Consider the following 16,393-nt stretch of genomic DNA (forward strand, 5'->3'; position numbering starts at 1 on the left):
GGCGATCCCCGGTCAGCCGGGCTTGCGGGCCTCGTCGACGAGCAGGACGGGGATGTCGTCGCGGACCGGGTAGGCCAGCCCGCACCCGGTGCACACGAGCTCCTCCCCCTCGATCGCGAGGTCGGACCGGCAGGCCGGGCAGACGATGATCTCCAGCAGCGCGGGGTCGAGGTTCATCGGTCACTCCTGATCTGGGCGAGCACGTCGTCGCGGACGCGGGCCATGGTCTCCTCGTCGCGGCCCTCGGCATTGAGGCGGAGCAGCGGCTCGGTGTTGGACGGGCGGACGTTGAAGCTCCAGTCGGCGTGGCTGACCGTGAGGCCGTCCAGCCAGTCGGTGGCGATGCCGTCGCGGCCGGCGTACGACGCCTCGAGGGCGTCCATGACCGCGGCCTGGTCGGCGACCTCGCTGTTGATCTCGCCGGAGAGCACGTAGCGCTCGAACTCGGCGAGCAGCGCGGAGAGCGGCCGGTCGGTCTCGGCGAGCGCGGCCAGGGCGTGCAACGCGGCGAGCATGCCGGAGTCCGCGCGCCAGAAGTCGCGGAAGTAGAAGTGGCCGCTGTGCTCGCCGCCGAAGATCGCGCCGGTCTCGGCCATCGTCGCCTTGATGTAGGAGTGGCCGACGCGGGTGCGGACCGGGGTCCCGCCCAGCTCGGTGACGATCTCGGGCACGGCGCGGCTGGTGATCAGGTTGTGGATCACGGTCGCCCCGGGCTCCTTGGCGAGCTCGCGGGTCGCGATGAGCGCGGTGAGCGTCGAGGGTGAGACCAGCCGGCCGCGCTCGTCGACGAGGAAGCAGCGGTCGGCGTCGCCGTCGAACGCCAGGCCGATGTCGGCGCGCTCCGCGACGACGCGGGCCTGGAGGTCGCGGAGGTTCTCCGGCTCGATCGGGTTCGCCTCGTGGTTCGGGAACGTGCCGTCCAGCTCGAAGTACATCGGGACCAGCTCGACGCTGTCGCCGAGCCGCTCGAACACCGCGGGCGCGGTGTGGCCGGCCATGCCGTTGCCGGCGTCGACCACGACCCTCAGCCGGCGGCCCGTGACGGGCGCGAGCTCCAGCAGGTGGGCGGCGTACGCCTCGAGGACGTCGTGCTCGGAGATGTCGCCGGGGACCGCGGTGGGCTTCGGGAGGTCGAGCACGAGGTCGCGGATGTCGGCGAGCCCGGTCTCCATGCCGATCGGCTGCGCGTGGCTGCGGCACATCTTGATGCCGTTGTACTGCGCCGGGTTGTGGCTCGCGGTGAACATCGCACCCGGGTGGCCGAAGTGGCCGGACGCGAAGTACAGCTGGTCGGTGGACGCGAGGCCGATCATGACGACGTCGGCGCCCGCGGTGCTCGCCCCCTCCGCGAACGCCCCCGCCATGCCCGGCGAGCTCGGGCGCATGTCGTGGCCGACGACGACGGTCGCGGCGCCCGTCACCCGGACGAACGCGGTGCCGGTGGCGCGCGCGAGCGCCTCGTCGACCTGGTCGGGCACGAGGCCGCGCACGTCGTACGCCTTGAAGACCGCGTGCACGTTCGCCGGGTCGAGGGTGTCGGCCATGGCCGCGAGCCTAGTGGGGACGCGCGAGTGGACCCACTGATGGTGGTCGAGCGAGTCGCGCGGCTGAGGAACGAAGCCGCGAGCGACGTGTCGAGACCGTGGGGTGCGGTCAGTCGGTGGAGAGGACCCGGAGGTGGCCGCGGCGGGTGGTCTCCCGGCCGGTCTCGTCGGCGGGCGCCACCCGCGGGGGCGGGGCCGGCCGGCCGGCCTCGCGGACCGCGTCGGCGAGCGCGAGCAGGTCGTCGCTGGAGGGTCCCTGGGCGGCCGGGTCCGCGGCCAGCCGCAGCACCTCCCAGCCGCGCGGGGCGCTGAGCCGTTCGCTGTGCACGTCGCAGAGGTCGTAGGCGTGCGGCTCGGCGTAGGTCGCGAGCGGCCCGAGGACCGCCGTCTGGTCGGCGTAGACGTAGGTCAGCGTGCAGACCGCGACGCGGCCGCAGGCGGTGCGCGAACAGCGGCGGGCAGGACTCACGCGGCAGACGGTACCTCCCGTTCGAGCCCGTCCGGATTAGGCTCGCGGCGTGGATGGGAAGCGGCGTTCTCGAGACCGGCGGGGCCGGGGCATGAGGGGGCCCGCCGTCCTCCCCCGGACCCCCGGTCGGCCGGAGCTGCGCACCGCCCGGGAGCGGTTCGACGACCTCGCGCTCGGCATCGTCACCGACATCGACGCGCGCTGGCAGGACCGGCTCGGCCTGGTCGAGTACGCCGTCGAGGACACCCCCCAGATCCCCGACGACTGGTCCTCCGGCACGGTCCCGCTGTCGTCGCTGGTGCGCGGGTCCGGCACGACCCCGACCCGACTGGTGCTCTTCCGACGCCCGATCGAGCATCGCTGCGAGACCCGCGAGGACCTCGAGGCGATGGTGCTCACCGTGGTCGTCGAGCAGGTCGCCGAGCTGCTGGGCATCGACGCCGAGCAGGTGGACCCGAGGTACGACTCGGACTAAGGCTGGTCGGGCCCGGCTCCCGCGCCGTTGGTCGAGCTCGTCGAGACCCCGGAAGCCGCGTGACTGCCGGTGGGCTGCGGGTTGCTGGGGGTTGCGACCGACATGGCAGCGAACGGGGACGGTGGGTGGGTGGTTGCGGCTGCTTCCCGGCTCCCTGGCCGCGGGTTTCGGGTCGTGTGCCTGAGAACGCGCTATAGCGCGGCGTGAGGCACACGACCCGAAAGCGACGCGTCGCGACGTGTCGCCAGATGTCGGCATGCGGCGGGCGAGCCCCGGGCACCGGGACACCCATGCGGATCGCGATCACGGGAGCAAGCGGCAACGTCGGGTCGGCGGTGGTCGACCGGCTGCTCGAGGACGGGCACGAGCTGGTGGGGATCGTCCGGCGGCCGCCGGAGGACGACCGCCTCGAGTGGCGCCGCGTCGACCTCAGCGAACCCGCGCAGCTGCCGGAGCTGGAACGGGCGGTGCAGGGCGCCGACGCCGTGGTCCACCTCGCGTGGGGGTTCCAGCCGTCGCACCGGATCGGCTACCTCGCCGCCCTCGGCGTGGGCGGGACCCGCCGGGTGGTGGGGGCGGCGCTGCGCGCCGGCGTACCGCACCTCGTGCACCAGTCGTCGGTGGGCGCCTACTCCCCGCGCGCGGACCGGCAGCCGGTGACCGAGGACCACCCGACCGAGGGCGTCCCGTCGTCGCCGTACAGCCGGCACAAGGTCGCGGCCGAGCGGATCCTGGACCGCTTCGAGGACCGGCTGACGATCACCCGGATGCGCCCCGGGATCATCGGCCAGCGCCGCGCGGCCAGCGGCCTGCTGCGGTACGGCGTCCCGCTGCTCGTGCCGGGACGGGCGGTGCGCTGGGCCCCGGTGCTGCCGCTCCCGGACGTCGTCCAGGTCCCGATGGTGCACGCGGCGGACGTCGCGGACGCGATCGCCCGCGCCGTCGACCGCCGCGCGGCGGGCGCGTTCAACCTCGCCGCCGGGTCGCTGGACGCGGACGAGATCGCCGAGGTGCTCGGCGCCCGACGGGTGTCCCTCCCGTTCCCCGTGGTGCGTGCGGCGGCCGCGGCCTCCTGGCGGCTGCGACTCCAACAGGTCGACCCCGGCTGGGTGGACCTCGCCCGCAACGCCCCGCCGCTGGACGTCTCCCGGGCGACGCGAGAGCTGGAGTGGGCGCCCCGGCGCACGGCGCGCCAGGTGCTCGAGGAGGTCGTCGACGGGCTCGTCCACGCGGACTCGGGAGACACGGCGGTCCTCCGGCGGCGCACGGTCCCGCGCGAGGTCGGCAACCTGCTCACCCGCGGCCCGGTCAGCGGGCGGACCAGGCCCTAGGGAAGGCCCGGTCGCACCGACGGCACCAGGCCGTTCATCGCCGGCATCGTCAGCGGCAGGATCGTCGCGCCCTCGTCGGCGAGCAGCACGGCGCCCTGGACGGTCGTGCCGGTGGGCGTCACGGTCACCAGCTCCGTCCTCGCGGGCAGGTCGACGGTGAAGCCGCGGTCCGCGCTGACGTCCACCTTCTCGCTGGCCAGCTCCTCGCCGGCCGCGGTCCGCGCGACGACCGCGACGGTGCCGGCTCCGGCCGCTCCGGCCAGCAGGAGGGTGCGGTCGGCGCCCTTCGCGCCCGGCGGCAGCAGCACGGTGGCGGCACCGTCGAGCGCCGGCCCGGGCACGGTGCGCGCGAGGTCGCCGCCGGCGTACGACCGCAGCGACGCGGTGACCGGCTGGTTCGCGGTGACCAGCAGCCCGGTGACACCGCCCTTCGCGACGATCTTCGCCAGCGGGCCGCTGAGGTTGAGCTTCGCGGTGCTCTGCGGCGGCACGCGCAGGTCGGGCACGCCCTTCGGCGTGAACACCGACTGCTCCGAGACGACCTGGACCGTCGCGCGCACCTCGTCGGGACCACTGTTGGCGACCGCGAGCACCCGGCGGGCGTCCGCGCCGGACGGCAGGCCCATCAGCAGGTTCGTGGTCGCGGGCTCGGACTGCGCCGGGAGCCAGTCGGACGTCGGTGCGCCACGCCCGAGCGGGTCGTAGCGGTCGAGCACCGTGGCACCGATCCGGCCGCGTGCCGACACGACCTCCAGCGACAGCTCGTCGCGGCGCGGCACGATCGAGGAGAGGTCGAGCTGCACGCTGCTGCCGCCGGTGACCGAGATGCCGCGCAGGCGCGGGGCGTCGACGACGCCGCGGCGCCCGTAGACGACCACGTCGGCGACCGCGGTGCCGGAGTCGGGGTTGGTCAGCTCGAGGACCGAGGTGTGGCCGGCGCCCGCGCCGACCCCGGTGAACCACGCGTGCGGCGCCGGCGGCAGGCAGGACGCGGCCGCGGCCTTGCCGTCGGCGCCGAACCGCGTTGCGACCAGTCCGGGCGCGGTCTCGTCCTCGCCGTACACGGCGACCGGGTCCGGGCCGGCGTCGACCGAGGTCGTCTCGCCCGACGCGATCCGGACCTCCTTCCGGTCCTTGCCGAGCCCGACTCGGACCGATCCGTCGACGCGGTCGGCCGCGCTGGTCACGCCCACCACCCGGGCTCCGCCCGTCCCGGACGGGCACACCACCGTGGACCGGGTCAGCGCGGTCAGCGTCGGCGCCGCCGTCGCGGCCGGCCCGTCCGCCGGCCGGACGAGCAGCAGGGCGACCGCGCAGGCCACGGGCAGCACGAGAGCGAGGATCGTCGTGACGTTCAGCCGCGAGGTGGCCCGGCGGCCGCCGGGTGCGCTGTGGCTCATGCGGTGCGCCTCCGGTTCGTGGTCGGCAGGCAGAGGACGACGACGACCAGGATCGCGATGCCCTGGACCACGATCAGCACGACGCGGAGCCACGAGGTCGGGCCGTCGAGACCGGACGCGTCGAGCGGACGGTCCACCTGCCAGGCGCGGGTCGACCGGTCCGCGGCACTGGCCTGGACGAGACCGGCCGCCGCGTCCAGCGTGGCGGCGACGTCGCCGTCGGCGGGCGACGGCAGGACGACGTACTCGATGCCGTTGCCGCCGAGGTCGTCGACCACGGCGGGAGTCGGTCGCGAGACCAGCTCGCGCACCGTGGTGGAGAAGTCGCGGTCCTCGGCGCTGAGGGCGAGGACCTCGTCCTCACCGACCGTCATCCCGTCGCCGCGGCGGACCGTGTAGGTCAGGCCGTCGTCGACGCTGCCGCGGACCACGAGGATGCCGTGCTCCGGGCCCTGCTCCGAGCTCTGGACCATGTACACGGGGATGTCGGTGTCGATGCCGTCGTCGATCGCGTCGTGGGAGCCGACCAGCCACCAGCCCAGCGCCGCGAGCGGCACCGCGGCCGCGACCACGGCGACGACCGCCGCGACCGCCCGCCGCCACGACGCCAGCTCCCGGGCCGCGCCGGCCGCGCCGAGCACGGCGGCCACGAGGAGCGCCCCCTGCAGGACGACGACCAGGGCGCCGAGCCCGGTCGGGACGCTCGCGGCGGCGAGGTCGAACGAGAACAGGGCCAGCACCGCACCGAGGAGCGCCGCGACCAGCGCGACGATCCAGCAGACCAGCGCCGGGATCCGGGTCGCCCGCGGCAGCAGCGCGAGCAGGGCCAGCACGGCGAGCACGGCACCCAGCCACCACGGCGCACCGAGATCGCCGAGCCGGCCGCTGGCCAGGTCGAGACCGTCGACGACCGGCCCCGGGAGGCGCCCGATGTCCAGCAGCAGACCCTCGGCCGCGTGCCGCTGGATCGCCGGGATCCACCACGGCGCGAGCAGTACCGGCACCAGCCCCACGGCGACGGCGGGCGGTCCCCACACCGACCGGTCCCGGCCCGCGCCGCGGACGATGAGGAACGCCGCCGCGACCACGACCAGGCCGAGCAGCAGGGCGAAGAGGAACAGCACGGGCGCGAACGCCGAGGCCAGGGCCAGCAGCAGCCCGGCCCGCCAGGCCGCGCGCCACCGCCGGTCGGCGTCCGGGTCGGCGAAGCCGAGGGCGGCGTGCGCGAGCCACGGCAGCAGCGCGGCCACCACGACGACGCCCAGGCGACCGTCGCCCCAGGCGCCGCAGGCGACCGGCACCAGCGCCCACGTCGTCGCGCCCCAGAGCAGCACCCAGCGCGGCGCACCGGTGGGCGTCGCGAGGCGGCCGACCACCCGGAGGAACCGCCAGGCACCCCACAGGCCGAAGGGGACGGCGAACAGCAGCACGGTGGAGATCGCCGCACCGGGGCTGCCGCCCAGCACGGTGGCGAGCAGCGCCAGCGGCAGCAGGTACGCCGGCGCGGGCACCGCCGTACCGGTGCCGAGCGGGTGCCAGGTCTCGCCGTACAGGTGCCACCAGTCGGAGACGGCGACGGGCGCCGGCGAGAGCCCACCGCCGGCGACGGAGTCCAGGACGCCGCGCGCACCGACCAGAGCCGCCACGACGAACAGCGTGATCAGGAGCGCGATGGGGTTCGTGAGGAACCGGACCACCCAGCCGGAGTCCTCGAGCAGCTCGTCCTCCTCCGAGCGGGGCCGGACGACCGCGCTCGCCGGGGCGTGCTCGGCCGCGGCGATCCGGCGCCGCTCGGCCACGTCCTGCGCCTGGTTGGTCGCCGCGGTCAGGAGATCGCCGAGGAAGTCCAGCCCGTGCCGGTACGGCAGCCACCACGGGGCCAGCAGCGACCGGACGTGCTCGTCGGCCGTCCGGGCGCGCGACCGGCGCGCGGCCCGGATCTCCCCGGGGTGCGCGTAGATGTTGAGCAGCGCCGCCAGGTCGTCCAGCGCCTCGCCGACCGAGCGGACGACGAGGAAGCCGAGCATCCGCAGCAGCGTGCCGAAGAACAGCCGCACCACGAGCCACGGCAGCCGCCGCCGGCTCGCGTTGGCCAGCAGCGTGAACAGGGCGGCGCGCCGTTCCTGGTAGTGCGTGTGCCGCCCGGTCAGCGGGGTGCGGCGCACCCCCCGGTGGGCGGCCTCGGCGTGGAACACGACGGCCTGCGGCACGACGAGCGTCCGGTGTCCCGCGGCCGCGGCCCGCCACCCGAAGTCGATGTCGTTGCCGAACATGGGCAGCTGGGCGTCGAACCCACCGAGCTCCTCGAGCACCGAGCGGCGCACCAGCATGCCGGCGGTGTTGACCGCGAGCACCTCGCGCACCTCGTCGTGCTGGCCCTGGTCGTACTCGCCGCGTTCCAGGCCCGTCTCGCGCCGGCCGGTGCCGGAGATCGTGACGCCGAGCTCGAGGAGGCGCTTCAGGGACGGCCACTCCCGCAGCTTCGGGCCGAGGACGTCGGCGGCGGGATCGTCGGCGGCCGCGGCCAGCAGGGCCGCGAGCGCCCCGGGGTCCGGGTTCGCGTCGTCGTGCAGGATCCACAGCCATTCGCTGGTGGCGCCCTGCTCGCGCAGCCGCTCGAGCCCGAGGGCGACGGCCGCCGGGAAGGAGGTGGAGACCGGCGTGCGGACCACGTCGCCGAACGCGCGCTCGAGGAGCTGGGCGCTGTCGTCCAGGCTGCCGGTGTCGATCGCGACGACCGTGTCGACCGGCGTGGACTGGGAGGTCAGGCCCTCGATGACCGCCGGGAGCCAGCGGGCGCCGTCATGGGAGACGAGGAGCGCCGCGACCGAGGAAACCACGGGCCAGACCCTAACCGCCGGGGCCTGAGCGGAGACTGAGGGAGTCGCGGGGGGACGTCGTGGGGAGGTCTCGGCGGGGTGCCCCTCCCCCGGGGCACCCCCACCGTGATGACGTGTCCGAGGACCGTCAGACGGCGCGCTTCTTCAGCTTGCGGCGCTCCCTCTCGGAGAGACCACCCCAGATGCCGAAGCGCTCGTCGTTCATCAGCGCGGACTCGAGGCACTCGTCACGCACCTCGCACGTCAGGCAGACCTTCTTGGCCTCCCGCGTCGACCCTCCCTTTTCGGGGAAGAACGCCTCGGGGTCGGTCTGTGCGCACAGCGCACGGTCCTGCCAACCTGCATCCTCGGCGTCCCCGTCGAGGAGAAATAGTTCTCTCACGGCTTTGCCCTTTCGACCCGGTACTGCTCCCACATCCCCGGTCCCCGCGCGGCCCCGAATGACGGGCCCGGATCACCGCGTGGGAATCGTGAACGACACTGTGGGAATTACATGCCTGTCGTACCCCGAAAGTCAACCCCGCATGTGCTAGGGCGGAAGACCGGCAAAACGCTGCGGAATCGCGTGCGGCAAGGTATCCGCATGCAGAACCTCACGGTGCTCTCCGGTGGGATGGGCGGAGCGCGGTTCCTCCAGGGCCTCCTCCACGGCATCGAGCGAGGCCTGCTGCCCGGCGTCGCTCCCGACGCGACGGTCACCGTCGTCGCCAACACGGCCGACGACCTGTGGATCCACGGCCTCAAGGTCTGCCCGGACCTGGACACCGTGATGTACACGCTCGGCGACGGGATCGACCTCGAGCGCGGGTGGGGCCGGCGCGACGAGACGTGGAGCGTCAAGGAGGAGCTCGCGGCCTACGGCGTGGAGCCGACCTGGTTCGGGCTGGGCGACCGGGACATCGCCACCCACCTGGTGCGCACGCAGATGCTCGACGCCGGCTACCGGCTGTCCGAGGTGACCGAGGCCCTCTGCGCCCGGTGGCGCCCCGGCGTCCGGCTGCTGCCGATGACCGACGACCGCGTGGAGACCCACGTCGCGGTCGCGGACCCCGCCACGCCGAGCGGTCGCCGCGTCGTGCACTTCCAGGAGTACTGGGTCCGCCTCCGGGCCGCGGTCCCCGCCGAGGCCGTCGTGTTCGTCGGGCTCGACGACGCCGCCCCCGCGCCCGGGGTCATCGACGCCATCACCGACGCGGACCTGGTCGTGCTGCCGCCGTCGAACCCGGTCGTGTCGGTCGGCACCATCCTCGGGGTGCCGCGGGTCCGGGAGGCGCTGGCGGCGACCAGGGCCCCGGTCGTCGGCCTCTCCCCCATCGTCGGCGGCACGCACGTGCGCGGCATGGCCGAGCAGATGCTGAACGCGATCGACGTCGAGGTCAGCGCCGCCGGCGTCGGTCTCCACTACGGGAGCCGGTCGAGCGGCGGCGTCCTCGACGGCTGGCTGGTCGACGAGGTCGACGTCGACCAGGTCGACCGCGTGGTCGCCGCCGGGCTGCCCTGCCGCGCCGTACCGCTGATGATGACCGACGTGGACGCGACCGCGGCGATGGCCGCGGCGGCCGTCGAGCTGGTCACCCGGTGAACCGGATCGAGGTCCTCGCGCCCGAGGGCGTCCCCGAGGTGCGGCCGGGCGCCGACCTGGTCGACCTGGTGCTGCCGCTCGTCGAGCTGGTCGACGGTGACGTCCTCGTCGTCACCAGCAAGGTCGTCAGCAAGGCCGAGGGTCGCGTCGTCGGCGGCACCCGGGACGAGGCGCTGCCGGGCGAGACCGTGCGCGTGGTGGCGCGCCGCGGAGGCACCACGATCGTCCGCAACCGGCTCGGCCTGACCATGGCCGCCGCGGGCATCGACAACTCGAACGTCCCCGCCGGCTCGGTCGCCCTGCTGCCGCTCGATCCCGACGCCTCCGCGCGCGGGATCCGCGCCGGCGTCCGCGCGCGCACCGGCCGCAACGTCGCCGTGGTCGTCACCGACACGGCGGGCCGGGCCTGGCGGGAGGGCCAGACCGACATCGCGATCGGCGCCGCGGGCCTGGTCGTCGCGCAGGAGTACGCCGGCCGCACCGACGCGCACGGCAACGAGCTGGCGGTCACCCTGCCGGCGGTCGCGGACGAGATCGCCGGCGCGGCCGACCTGGCGCAGGGCAAGCTCGCCGGCCGGCCGTTCGCCGTCGTCCGTGGCCGCGCCGACCTGGTGCTGCCGCCCGGCCAGGACGGTCCGGGCGCCGCGGCGCTGGTCCGCAGCGAGGGCGGCGACCTCTTCGGGTACGGCGCCCGCGAGGCGGTCGTCCGCGCCCTGCGGGGCGATCCCGCGGACCGCGCGCCCTTCGGCGCGCCGGCCGAGGAGGCCGAGCTGGCGGCGGCCGTCCGCGACGTCCTCGGCCTGGTCGCCTCGCGCTCGGCCCGGGACGGCGGCAGCCTCGTGGTCACCGTCCCGCGGGGCCTGGTCCGGCCGCTGCAGGCCCTGGCCTTCGCCCACGGCTGGGAGGACGTCGCCACGGATTCGCCGAGCGATGTCCGGTTGCGACCAGTGCGCCCGTAGACTTCGGGGTCGTCGTCCGACCCCGTCGTTGTACAGCCAGAGGGAATGCAGCCGTGGCCAAGACCACCAAGTCCGCCAAGACCGACCGCCAGGCGGTCATCGAGCAGATGCGCAAGAAGCAGAAGAGCGTCGACCGCCGGCGCAACTATGCGATCGTCGGCGTCTGCGTCGTGATCGCGGTCGGCATCCTCGCGGCCGCGATCGTCCCGATCGTCAAGGACAAGCTCGACGCCCGGAAGTACAGCAGCAAGGCGCTCGCGGACATCGGCGCCCCCGCCTCGGCCTGCCAGGACATCACCACCAAGAAGGCCGACGGCAACCAGAACCACGTGCCGGTCAACACCCCGGTCGACTACAAGGACGCCCCGCCCGCCTTCGGCGCCCACTGGAACGAGGCCGGCGTCGCGCCCGCGCCGTTCGCGAAGAAGTTCTACACCGCGGCCGAGCGTCCCGCCCTCGAGGCGCTGGTGCACAACCTCGAGCACGGCTACACGATCCTCTGGTACGACTCCACGATCGCCGGCGACAAGACCTCGATGGACGAGATCCAGGCCATCGCCGACAAGTTCTCGGGATCCTCGGACAACATGCGCGACAAGTTCATCGCCGCGCCGTGGGAGTCGACCGACGAGAACGGCGCGAAGTTCCCCGACGGCCAGCACGTCGCGTTCACGCACTGGTCCGCCGGCGGCACCGGCGAGACGGACCCGACCAAGCAGGTCGGCGCGTTCCAGTACTGCTCGGCCCCGAGCGGCGCGGCGCTCGAGGACTTCATGAAGAAGTACCCCTACTTCGACTCCCCCGAGCCCGGCGCTATGTGAGCCCTCATCTCCTCGAGCCTGCTCGGGGAGATGGCCCAGGGCCAGGTTTGAGCGCCCCGCTCCTCGAGCTTGCTCGAGGAGAGGACCAGGCGCCAGGTTGAGGAGCGTCGGCACGGACCGCGTCAGCGGGACGTGCGACGCGTCTCGAAATCCAGTCGGGTAAGCGACTACACCAGGTCCGAGCGCCCTCGGTCCGCCAGCTCCGCCACCACCTGCTTGACCTCCTGCGCGCGGGCGCGGGTCGTCACGAGCAGCGCGTCGGGCGTGTCGACGACGACGACGTCCTCGAGGCCGACCACCGCGACCACCCGTCCCGACGCGGGGACGACGAGGCCGCTGGCGTCGAGGGCCTGGACGAGCGCCTCGTCACCGAGGACCGTCGGCTGCGGGTCGCCCGCGAGCAGCGCCGCCAGCGAGTCGAAGTCGCCGATGTCCTCCCAGCGGAACGCCGACGGCACGCTCACGACCCGGCCCGCGTCGGCGGCGGGCTCGGCGACCGCGTGGTCGAGCGCGATCTTGGGCAGGCCGGTCCACAGCTCGTCGAGCCGAGCGGGCTCGGCCGCGATCGCGCGGAGCGCGGCGGCGAACTCCGGGTGCCACCGGCCGAGCAGGTCGAGCAGCACGGTCGGGCGGACGACGAACATGCCGGCGTTCCAGCGGTACCGGCCGGTCGCGATGTACTCGGTCGCCGTCCGGACCGACGGCTTCTCGACGAACTCCAGCACCGCGCGCGCCCCGGGGTGCCCGGGGAGCGGGTCGCCGAGGTGGACGTAGCCGAAGGCGGACGACGGGAACGCCGGCTCGATGCCGAGCGTGACCAGCCAGTCGTCGCGGGCCACCTCGGCGGCGGTCCGGACGCAGTCGGCGAAGACGTCGGGGTCGCGGATGACGTGGTCGGCCGGGAACGAACCCATCACGGCGTCCGGGTCGTCGCGCTCCAGGACCGCGGCGGCCAGCCCGATCGCCGCCATCGAGTCGCGGGGCGACGGCTCGGCGAGCACCCGCTCGGGCCCGACCTCGGGCAGCTGCTTGAGCACCGCGTCACGGTGTGCCCGCCCGGTGACGACCACGAACCGGTCCTCGGCCAGCGGCGCCAGCCGGTCCAGGGTCCCCTGCAGCAGCGTGCGCCCGGTGCCGGTGAGGTCGTGCAGGAACTTGGGCGCCGACCGGCGGGACAGCGGCCACAGCCGGGTCCCGGCGCCGCCGGCGGGGACCACAGCCCAGAAGTGGTCGATCGAGGACATGCTGAGAGCCTAGGGCCGTGACCACCTTCACCGACGTGCTGGCGCGCCAGCTGCGCGGGGACTCCTCGCGTCCGCTGATCACCTTCTACGACGACGCCACCGGAGAGCGGGTCGAGCTCTCGGTGACGACGTACGCCAACTGGGTCGCCAAGACGGCCTCGCTGCTCGTCGAGGAGCACGAGCTCGAGCGCGGCCAGGAGCTGTTGGTCGACCTGCCGCCGCACTGGCTCGGGCCGGTGTTCCTCGGCGCGGCCTGGACGGCCGGGCTGGTCGTCACCGGTCCCGAGGACGCCCCCGACGGGCAGCGCCCCGACGCGGTCGTCTGCGGGCCGGCGGGCCTGGCGCACTGGGCACCCCTGGCCGACGAGGTGCCCGTGCTGGCCTGCTCCCTGCTGCCGCTCGGCGTCCGGTTCGCGGAGCCGCTGCCCCCGGGTGTGCACGACGTCGGCGTGGAGGTGTGGTCCCAGCCCGACGCGTTCACCCCGTTCGACCCGCCGACCGCCGACGACCCCGCCACCGGAGCGTCGTACGGCGGGGCCAGCCAGGGCGAGACATGGAGAACGGCCGCCGCCGGGAGCCTCCTCACCGACGGCGGCCGTCTCCTCTCGGAGGCGAACCCGGCTTCCCCACCAGGACTCGCCACCTTCACCGAGCCGCTCGTCAGAAGCGGCTCGCTGGTTCTGGTCACCCACGCCGGACCGGAGCGTCTCGATGCGGTCTACGCCGCCGAGCGCGCCACGGCCCGCTTCCCTTGACCGCGGGTCAACCAGCCAGGTCGTAGACCCCCATCCCGCCCGCGAGGTAGCGGCGCGTCGTGAAGCCGTTCGCGGTGCCCTGGAGCAGCCACAGGTCGCCGGTCGCCTTCTCGCGGACGACCACGTCGGCGTGCCCGGTCAGCTGGACGTCGCTGATCCCGATCACCCAGTCGTAGGGCGCGAGGCTGAGGCCGAGCGGCTTGGCCGTGGTCAGCCCGCCGGGGCCGTTGCCGGGGTAGAGCGTGAGCTTGTCCCCCTTGCGGAACAGGGAGTCGGGCGCGCCGTCGCCGTTCCACCGGCCCACGGGGACCTGACGGCCCGCGTCGATCCGGCCGTGCGCGACGTAGCTGGGCAGCAGTCCCTTGGTGCCCGCGCCGGGATAGATCCGGATCGCGCCGCCCGCCGGCTGGCCCATCAGGTCCGGGTAGCCGTCGCCGGTCATGTCGCCGACGGCGGCGAGCAGGCCGACGCCCTTGAAGTTCGCGGCGATCTTCACCGGCGTGGCGAAGTGGCCCGTCCCGTCCCCGCGGCGGAGGAACAGCGCGCCGGTCGTGGCGTTGCGGTTGATCACGTCACCGAAGCCGTCGCGGTCCCAGTCGCCGGCGTTGAGCACCAGGTTGGACTTGGACAGGTCCATGCCGGTCGCGATCGGCGCGCCGACCTCCGTGGTGCCGTTGTTCGGGAACACCGTCAGCCCGGCACCGGAGCGCGTCACGAGGTCCGGCGTACCGTCCCCGAGCAGCTGCGCCGCGCCGACGAGCGCGCCCACGCCGGTCACCCGTGCGATCGGGCCGAGGGGGTGGCCGAACGTGCCGTCGCCGTTCGAGGGCAGCACGTATCCCGCCTTGGACTTCGCGTCGCGGGCGAACAGGTCGGGGTCGCCGTCGCCGTCGAAGTCGCCGAGGCCGGTGACCGTCGACCAGCGGTCCCAGGTGCCGACCTGGGTCTTCTTGCCGAACCCCTTGCGCGCCCCGGGGTGCAGCCACACGGTGCCGTCCGCCTTCCGCCCGAGGACGTCGGGGCGCCCGTCGCCGGTGAGGTCGCCGGCACCGACCAGCGCGGCGTAGCCGCCCCACGTCGTGCCGAGGTGCTTGACCCGGAACCGGCCGTCGCCGCTGCCGTACAGGGCGTCGAGCCGGCCGGTGTCGGGCCAGCGGGCGACCAGGTCGTTGTTGCCGTCGCCGTCGAGGTCGCCGACGGCGGTGACCAGGTCGTGCCCGGCCAGCTGCTTGGTCGTCCGGACGGCGGCGCCGAACGCGCCCTTGCCGTCACCCGGCCGCACCTCGGCGGTCCCGTCGGCGGCCACCACCACGAGGTCGCCGATGCCGTCGCCGGTGAGGTCCGGCGTGGCCACGACCTGCTGGCCGGACGACAGGCCCGACGCCGCGGGCACGCCCGGCGCGAACGCGGTGAGACCGCCGGTCGGGATGATGAAGCCCTGTCCGTCGCTGGCGCGGCGGACGATGAGGTCGGGGTGGGGCGAGCCCGCGAGGTCGGACTCGAGCTCACGGCCGGACCAGCCCCGCTGCGCCTCGGCCGCCAGCTTCCGGATCTTCGGGATCTTGGCGTAGAGGTACCGGCCCGGGCACGCCGTGGACGCGGCGTCGCGGTGTCCGTTGATGGCTTCGAAGTACCGGGAGCCGACCCACTGCTTGGTCGACGAGGCGTCCACGCCGTGGAGCGACAGCTTCCACGCGAACAGCGCGCCGTACGCCTCCACCATCGCCTGCGACGGCTGCTTGATGTCGTAGTTGCCGATCGCGGACATCGCGAACGAGTAGTCGTTGTAGTTCAGCGTGTGCGCGCCGACCACCGGGCGGTCGATGCCGCCGTACCGCCCCTCCCAGATGCGCCCGAACCGGTCGACGAGGAAGTTGTAGCCGATGTCGGACCAGCCGCGGGACTGGGTGTGGTACGCGTAGATGCTGCGCAGGATCGCGGGGACCTCGGCGCGGGTGTAGTCGTTGGCGTTCACCGTGTGGTGGACGAAGCCGGCGTGCACCTCGAAGTAGTGCAGCGAGCTCTTGTCGCGCATGCTCTCGTCGGCGCCCCACTGGGCGCGGGAGAAGATCTGCGGCTTCGGGGTGAAGACCGCGGCGGACAGGTCGATCCGGTCCGAGCCGCCGGTGCCCTCGCCCGGGTCGGTGTCCAGGCTGGTCGTCGCGTTCGGGACGGCGTCGCCCGGCGTGCCGTCCATGGACGTGGTGTCGAGGGCGGGCTTCTCCATCGCCGAGTGCGCGGCCGTGCCGGGGTCGACCACCGCCAGCCGCAGGTCGGCCGGCAGCGCCTTCTCGCTCGTCTGCACCTGGACCTGGACCTGGTCGACGTCGCCGACCAGCAGCGCGTCGGTGCCGGGGCGGGCGTGCCGTGCCTCCTCGGTGCCGGGGTCCGGGCCGTGCTCGGCGTCGTAGGCCAGGTCCATCCAGTCCGACCAGGTGTCGCCGGTGCGGGTGCGGACCTGGAGGGCGATGTCGCCCTCGGGCACCCGGGTGCCGTGCGCCCAGGTCACGCCGACCGCGCCGTACCCGACCACGGGGGCGGGGAGGCTGGTGACGCTGGTGGCGGGCAGGGCGCCGGCCTTGCCGCGGGCCAGCGGGGCGCGCTCGACGTCGAGGCGCGCGCGGGGCTGGCCGGCCGGCGCCGTCAGCTGGTGCTCCTGGACCGTCGGGTCCACGACCTGCGTCGGGACCTTGGCGGGCTTCTCGGCCGCGCGGGTGTACGCCGCGAGGTCGCCCTGGATCGCCGGGGACGGGCTGCCGTCGGGCGACTCGCGGACGACGTCGAGGCTCACGACGCTGGCCGCCGGGGTCAGGGCGGCCAGGACGACACCGAGCGCCAGGACCTGCTGGCACGCGGTGACGAAGCTGCTCTTGGTGGGAGGCATGGGGGTCCTTCATGTGCGCGGGGAAGTTCACACGAGGCCCAACTTTCACACGCGCCCCACGCGTGCGGAAGGGAAACTGAGTAACTACA

Annotated in this window: 14 protein-coding genes; 6 read left to right on the plus strand and 8 right to left on the minus strand. The window is 74.2% G+C overall.

Annotated features, from left to right (window positions below; translation table 11 throughout):
* Positions 1-12: 12 nt before the first annotated feature.
* The 3 genes from ABD086_RS04945 to ABD086_RS04955 all read right to left on the minus strand — a co-directional run bounded on the left by ABD086_RS04945 (position 13) and on the right by ABD086_RS04955 (position 2,013).
* A complete protein-coding gene (locus tag ABD086_RS04945; RefSeq protein ID WP_343906196.1) occupies positions 13-177 on the minus strand; it encodes a Trm112 family protein in 165 nt (54 codons plus the stop codon).
* On the minus strand, positions 174-1,544 hold the full coding sequence (locus ABD086_RS04950) for a phosphomannomutase/phosphoglucomutase (protein ID WP_343906197.1): 1,371 nt from the start codon (positions 1,542-1,544) through the stop codon (positions 174-176). Before ABD086_RS04950 ends, ABD086_RS04945 begins: the two co-directional genes overlap by 4 nt.
* Positions 1,545-1,653: 109 nt before the next feature.
* On the minus strand, positions 1,654-2,013 hold the full coding sequence (locus ABD086_RS04955; RefSeq protein WP_343906199.1) for a DUF3499 domain-containing protein: 360 nt from the start codon (positions 2,011-2,013) through the stop codon (positions 1,654-1,656).
* 91 nt (positions 2,014-2,104) lie between these two features.
* On the opposite strand from ABD086_RS04955, the gene ABD086_RS04960 reads away from it, so the two are divergent.
* Complete coding sequence (locus ABD086_RS04960) at positions 2,105-2,488, plus strand: metallopeptidase family protein (protein ID WP_343906201.1); 384 nt, start codon at positions 2,105-2,107, stop codon at positions 2,486-2,488.
* 290 nt (positions 2,489-2,778) lie between these two features.
* Positions 2,779-3,819 carry an NAD-dependent epimerase/dehydratase family protein gene (locus ABD086_RS04965; RefSeq protein WP_343906202.1) on the plus strand — a complete coding sequence of 347 codons (1,041 nt, stop codon included), beginning with the start codon at positions 2,779-2,781 and terminating at the stop codon, positions 3,817-3,819.
* Here the strand turns inward: ABD086_RS04965 and ABD086_RS04970 are convergent.
* The 3 genes from ABD086_RS04970 to ABD086_RS04980 all read right to left on the minus strand — a co-directional run bounded on the left by ABD086_RS04970 (position 3,816) and on the right by ABD086_RS04980 (position 8,441).
* Positions 3,816-5,219, minus strand: coding sequence for a DUF5719 family protein (locus tag ABD086_RS04970; RefSeq protein WP_343906204.1), 1,404 nt, complete (start codon positions 5,217-5,219; stop codon positions 3,816-3,818). The two genes, ABD086_RS04965 and ABD086_RS04970, sit on opposite strands and share 4 nt — an antisense overlap.
* Complete coding sequence (locus ABD086_RS04975) at positions 5,216-8,059, minus strand: glycosyltransferase (RefSeq protein ID WP_343906206.1); 2,844 nt, start codon at positions 8,057-8,059, stop codon at positions 5,216-5,218. The genes ABD086_RS04970 and ABD086_RS04975 overlap by 4 nt, the downstream gene beginning before the upstream one ends.
* A 127-nt stretch (positions 8,060-8,186) precedes the next feature.
* Positions 8,187-8,441, minus strand: coding sequence for a WhiB family transcriptional regulator (locus ABD086_RS04980; RefSeq protein WP_343906208.1), 255 nt, complete (start codon positions 8,439-8,441; stop codon positions 8,187-8,189).
* Between the two features lie 201 nt (positions 8,442-8,642).
* Between ABD086_RS04980 and cofD the strand changes: the two genes are divergently transcribed.
* The 3 genes from cofD to ABD086_RS04995 are packed head-to-tail and all read left to right on the plus strand — an operon-like array spanning position 8,643 to position 11,421.
* On the plus strand, positions 8,643-9,641 hold the full coding sequence (cofD, locus tag ABD086_RS04985) for a 2-phospho-L-lactate transferase (RefSeq protein WP_343906210.1): 999 nt from the start codon (positions 8,643-8,645) through the stop codon (positions 9,639-9,641).
* The gene (locus tag ABD086_RS04990; RefSeq protein WP_343906212.1) at positions 9,638-10,600 is read left to right on the plus strand and encodes a coenzyme F420-0:L-glutamate ligase; all 963 of its coding nucleotides are present in this window, start codon (positions 9,638-9,640) and stop codon (positions 10,598-10,600) included. Before cofD ends, ABD086_RS04990 begins: the two co-directional genes overlap by 4 nt.
* A 53-nt stretch (positions 10,601-10,653) precedes the next feature.
* The gene (locus ABD086_RS04995) at positions 10,654-11,421 is read left to right on the plus strand and encodes a DUF3105 domain-containing protein (protein ID WP_343906214.1); all 768 of its coding nucleotides are present in this window, start codon (positions 10,654-10,656) and stop codon (positions 11,419-11,421) included.
* Positions 11,422-11,588: 167 nt separating this feature from the next.
* Here the strand turns inward: ABD086_RS04995 and ABD086_RS05000 are convergent, their stop codons facing one another.
* Positions 11,589-12,665: a mannose-1-phosphate guanylyltransferase gene (locus ABD086_RS05000; protein WP_343906216.1), complete on the minus strand. Its 1,077-nt coding sequence runs from the start codon at positions 12,663-12,665 to the stop codon at positions 11,589-11,591.
* A gap of 17 nt (positions 12,666-12,682) precedes the next feature.
* Here ABD086_RS05000 and ABD086_RS05005 point away from each other — a divergent pair, with 17 nt between their 5' ends.
* A complete protein-coding gene (locus tag ABD086_RS05005) occupies positions 12,683-13,420 on the plus strand; it encodes a TIGR03089 family protein (RefSeq protein WP_343906218.1) in 738 nt (245 codons plus the stop codon).
* Positions 13,421-13,427: 7 nt separating this feature from the next.
* Here the strand turns inward: ABD086_RS05005 and ABD086_RS05010 are convergent, their stop codons facing one another.
* Entirely contained in the window at positions 13,428-16,304 is a 2,877-nt protein-coding gene (locus ABD086_RS05010; RefSeq protein ID WP_343906220.1) for an FG-GAP-like repeat-containing protein, read from the minus strand.
* Positions 16,305-16,393: the final 89 nt, after the last annotated feature.

The sequence above is a fragment of the Nocardioides aquiterrae genome (genome assembly GCF_039526625.1).
GTDB lineage: Bacteria > Actinomycetota > Actinomycetes > Propionibacteriales > Nocardioidaceae > Nocardioides > Nocardioides aquiterrae.

What these genes read in the sequence shown, in the direction of transcription:
- ABD086_RS04945 (WP_343906196.1), bottom strand. Translation starts at nt 177, where the DNA reads ATGAACCTCGACCCCGCGCTGCTGGAGATCATCGTCTGCCCGGCCTGC.
- ABD086_RS04950 (WP_343906197.1), bottom strand. Translation starts at nt 1,544, where the DNA reads ATGGCCGACACCCTCGACCCGGCGAACGTGCACGCGGTCTTCAAGGCG.
- ABD086_RS04960 (WP_343906201.1), top strand. Translation starts at nt 2,105, where the DNA reads ATGAGGGGGCCCGCCGTCCTCCCCCGGACCCCCGGTCGGCCGGAGCTG.
- ABD086_RS04965 (WP_343906202.1), top strand. Translation starts at nt 2,779, where the DNA reads ATGCGGATCGCGATCACGGGAGCAAGCGGCAACGTCGGGTCGGCGGTG.
- ABD086_RS04970 (WP_343906204.1), bottom strand. Translation starts at nt 5,219, where the DNA reads ATGAGCCACAGCGCACCCGGCGGCCGCCGGGCCACCTCGCGGCTGAAC.
- cofD (WP_343906210.1), top strand. Translation starts at nt 8,643, where the DNA reads ATGCAGAACCTCACGGTGCTCTCCGGTGGGATGGGCGGAGCGCGGTTC.
- ABD086_RS05000 (WP_343906216.1), bottom strand. Translation starts at nt 12,665, where the DNA reads ATGTCCTCGATCGACCACTTCTGGGCTGTGGTCCCCGCCGGCGGCGCC.
- ABD086_RS05010 (WP_343906220.1), bottom strand. Translation starts at nt 16,304, where the DNA reads ATGCCTCCCACCAAGAGCAGCTTCGTCACCGCGTGCCAGCAGGTCCTG.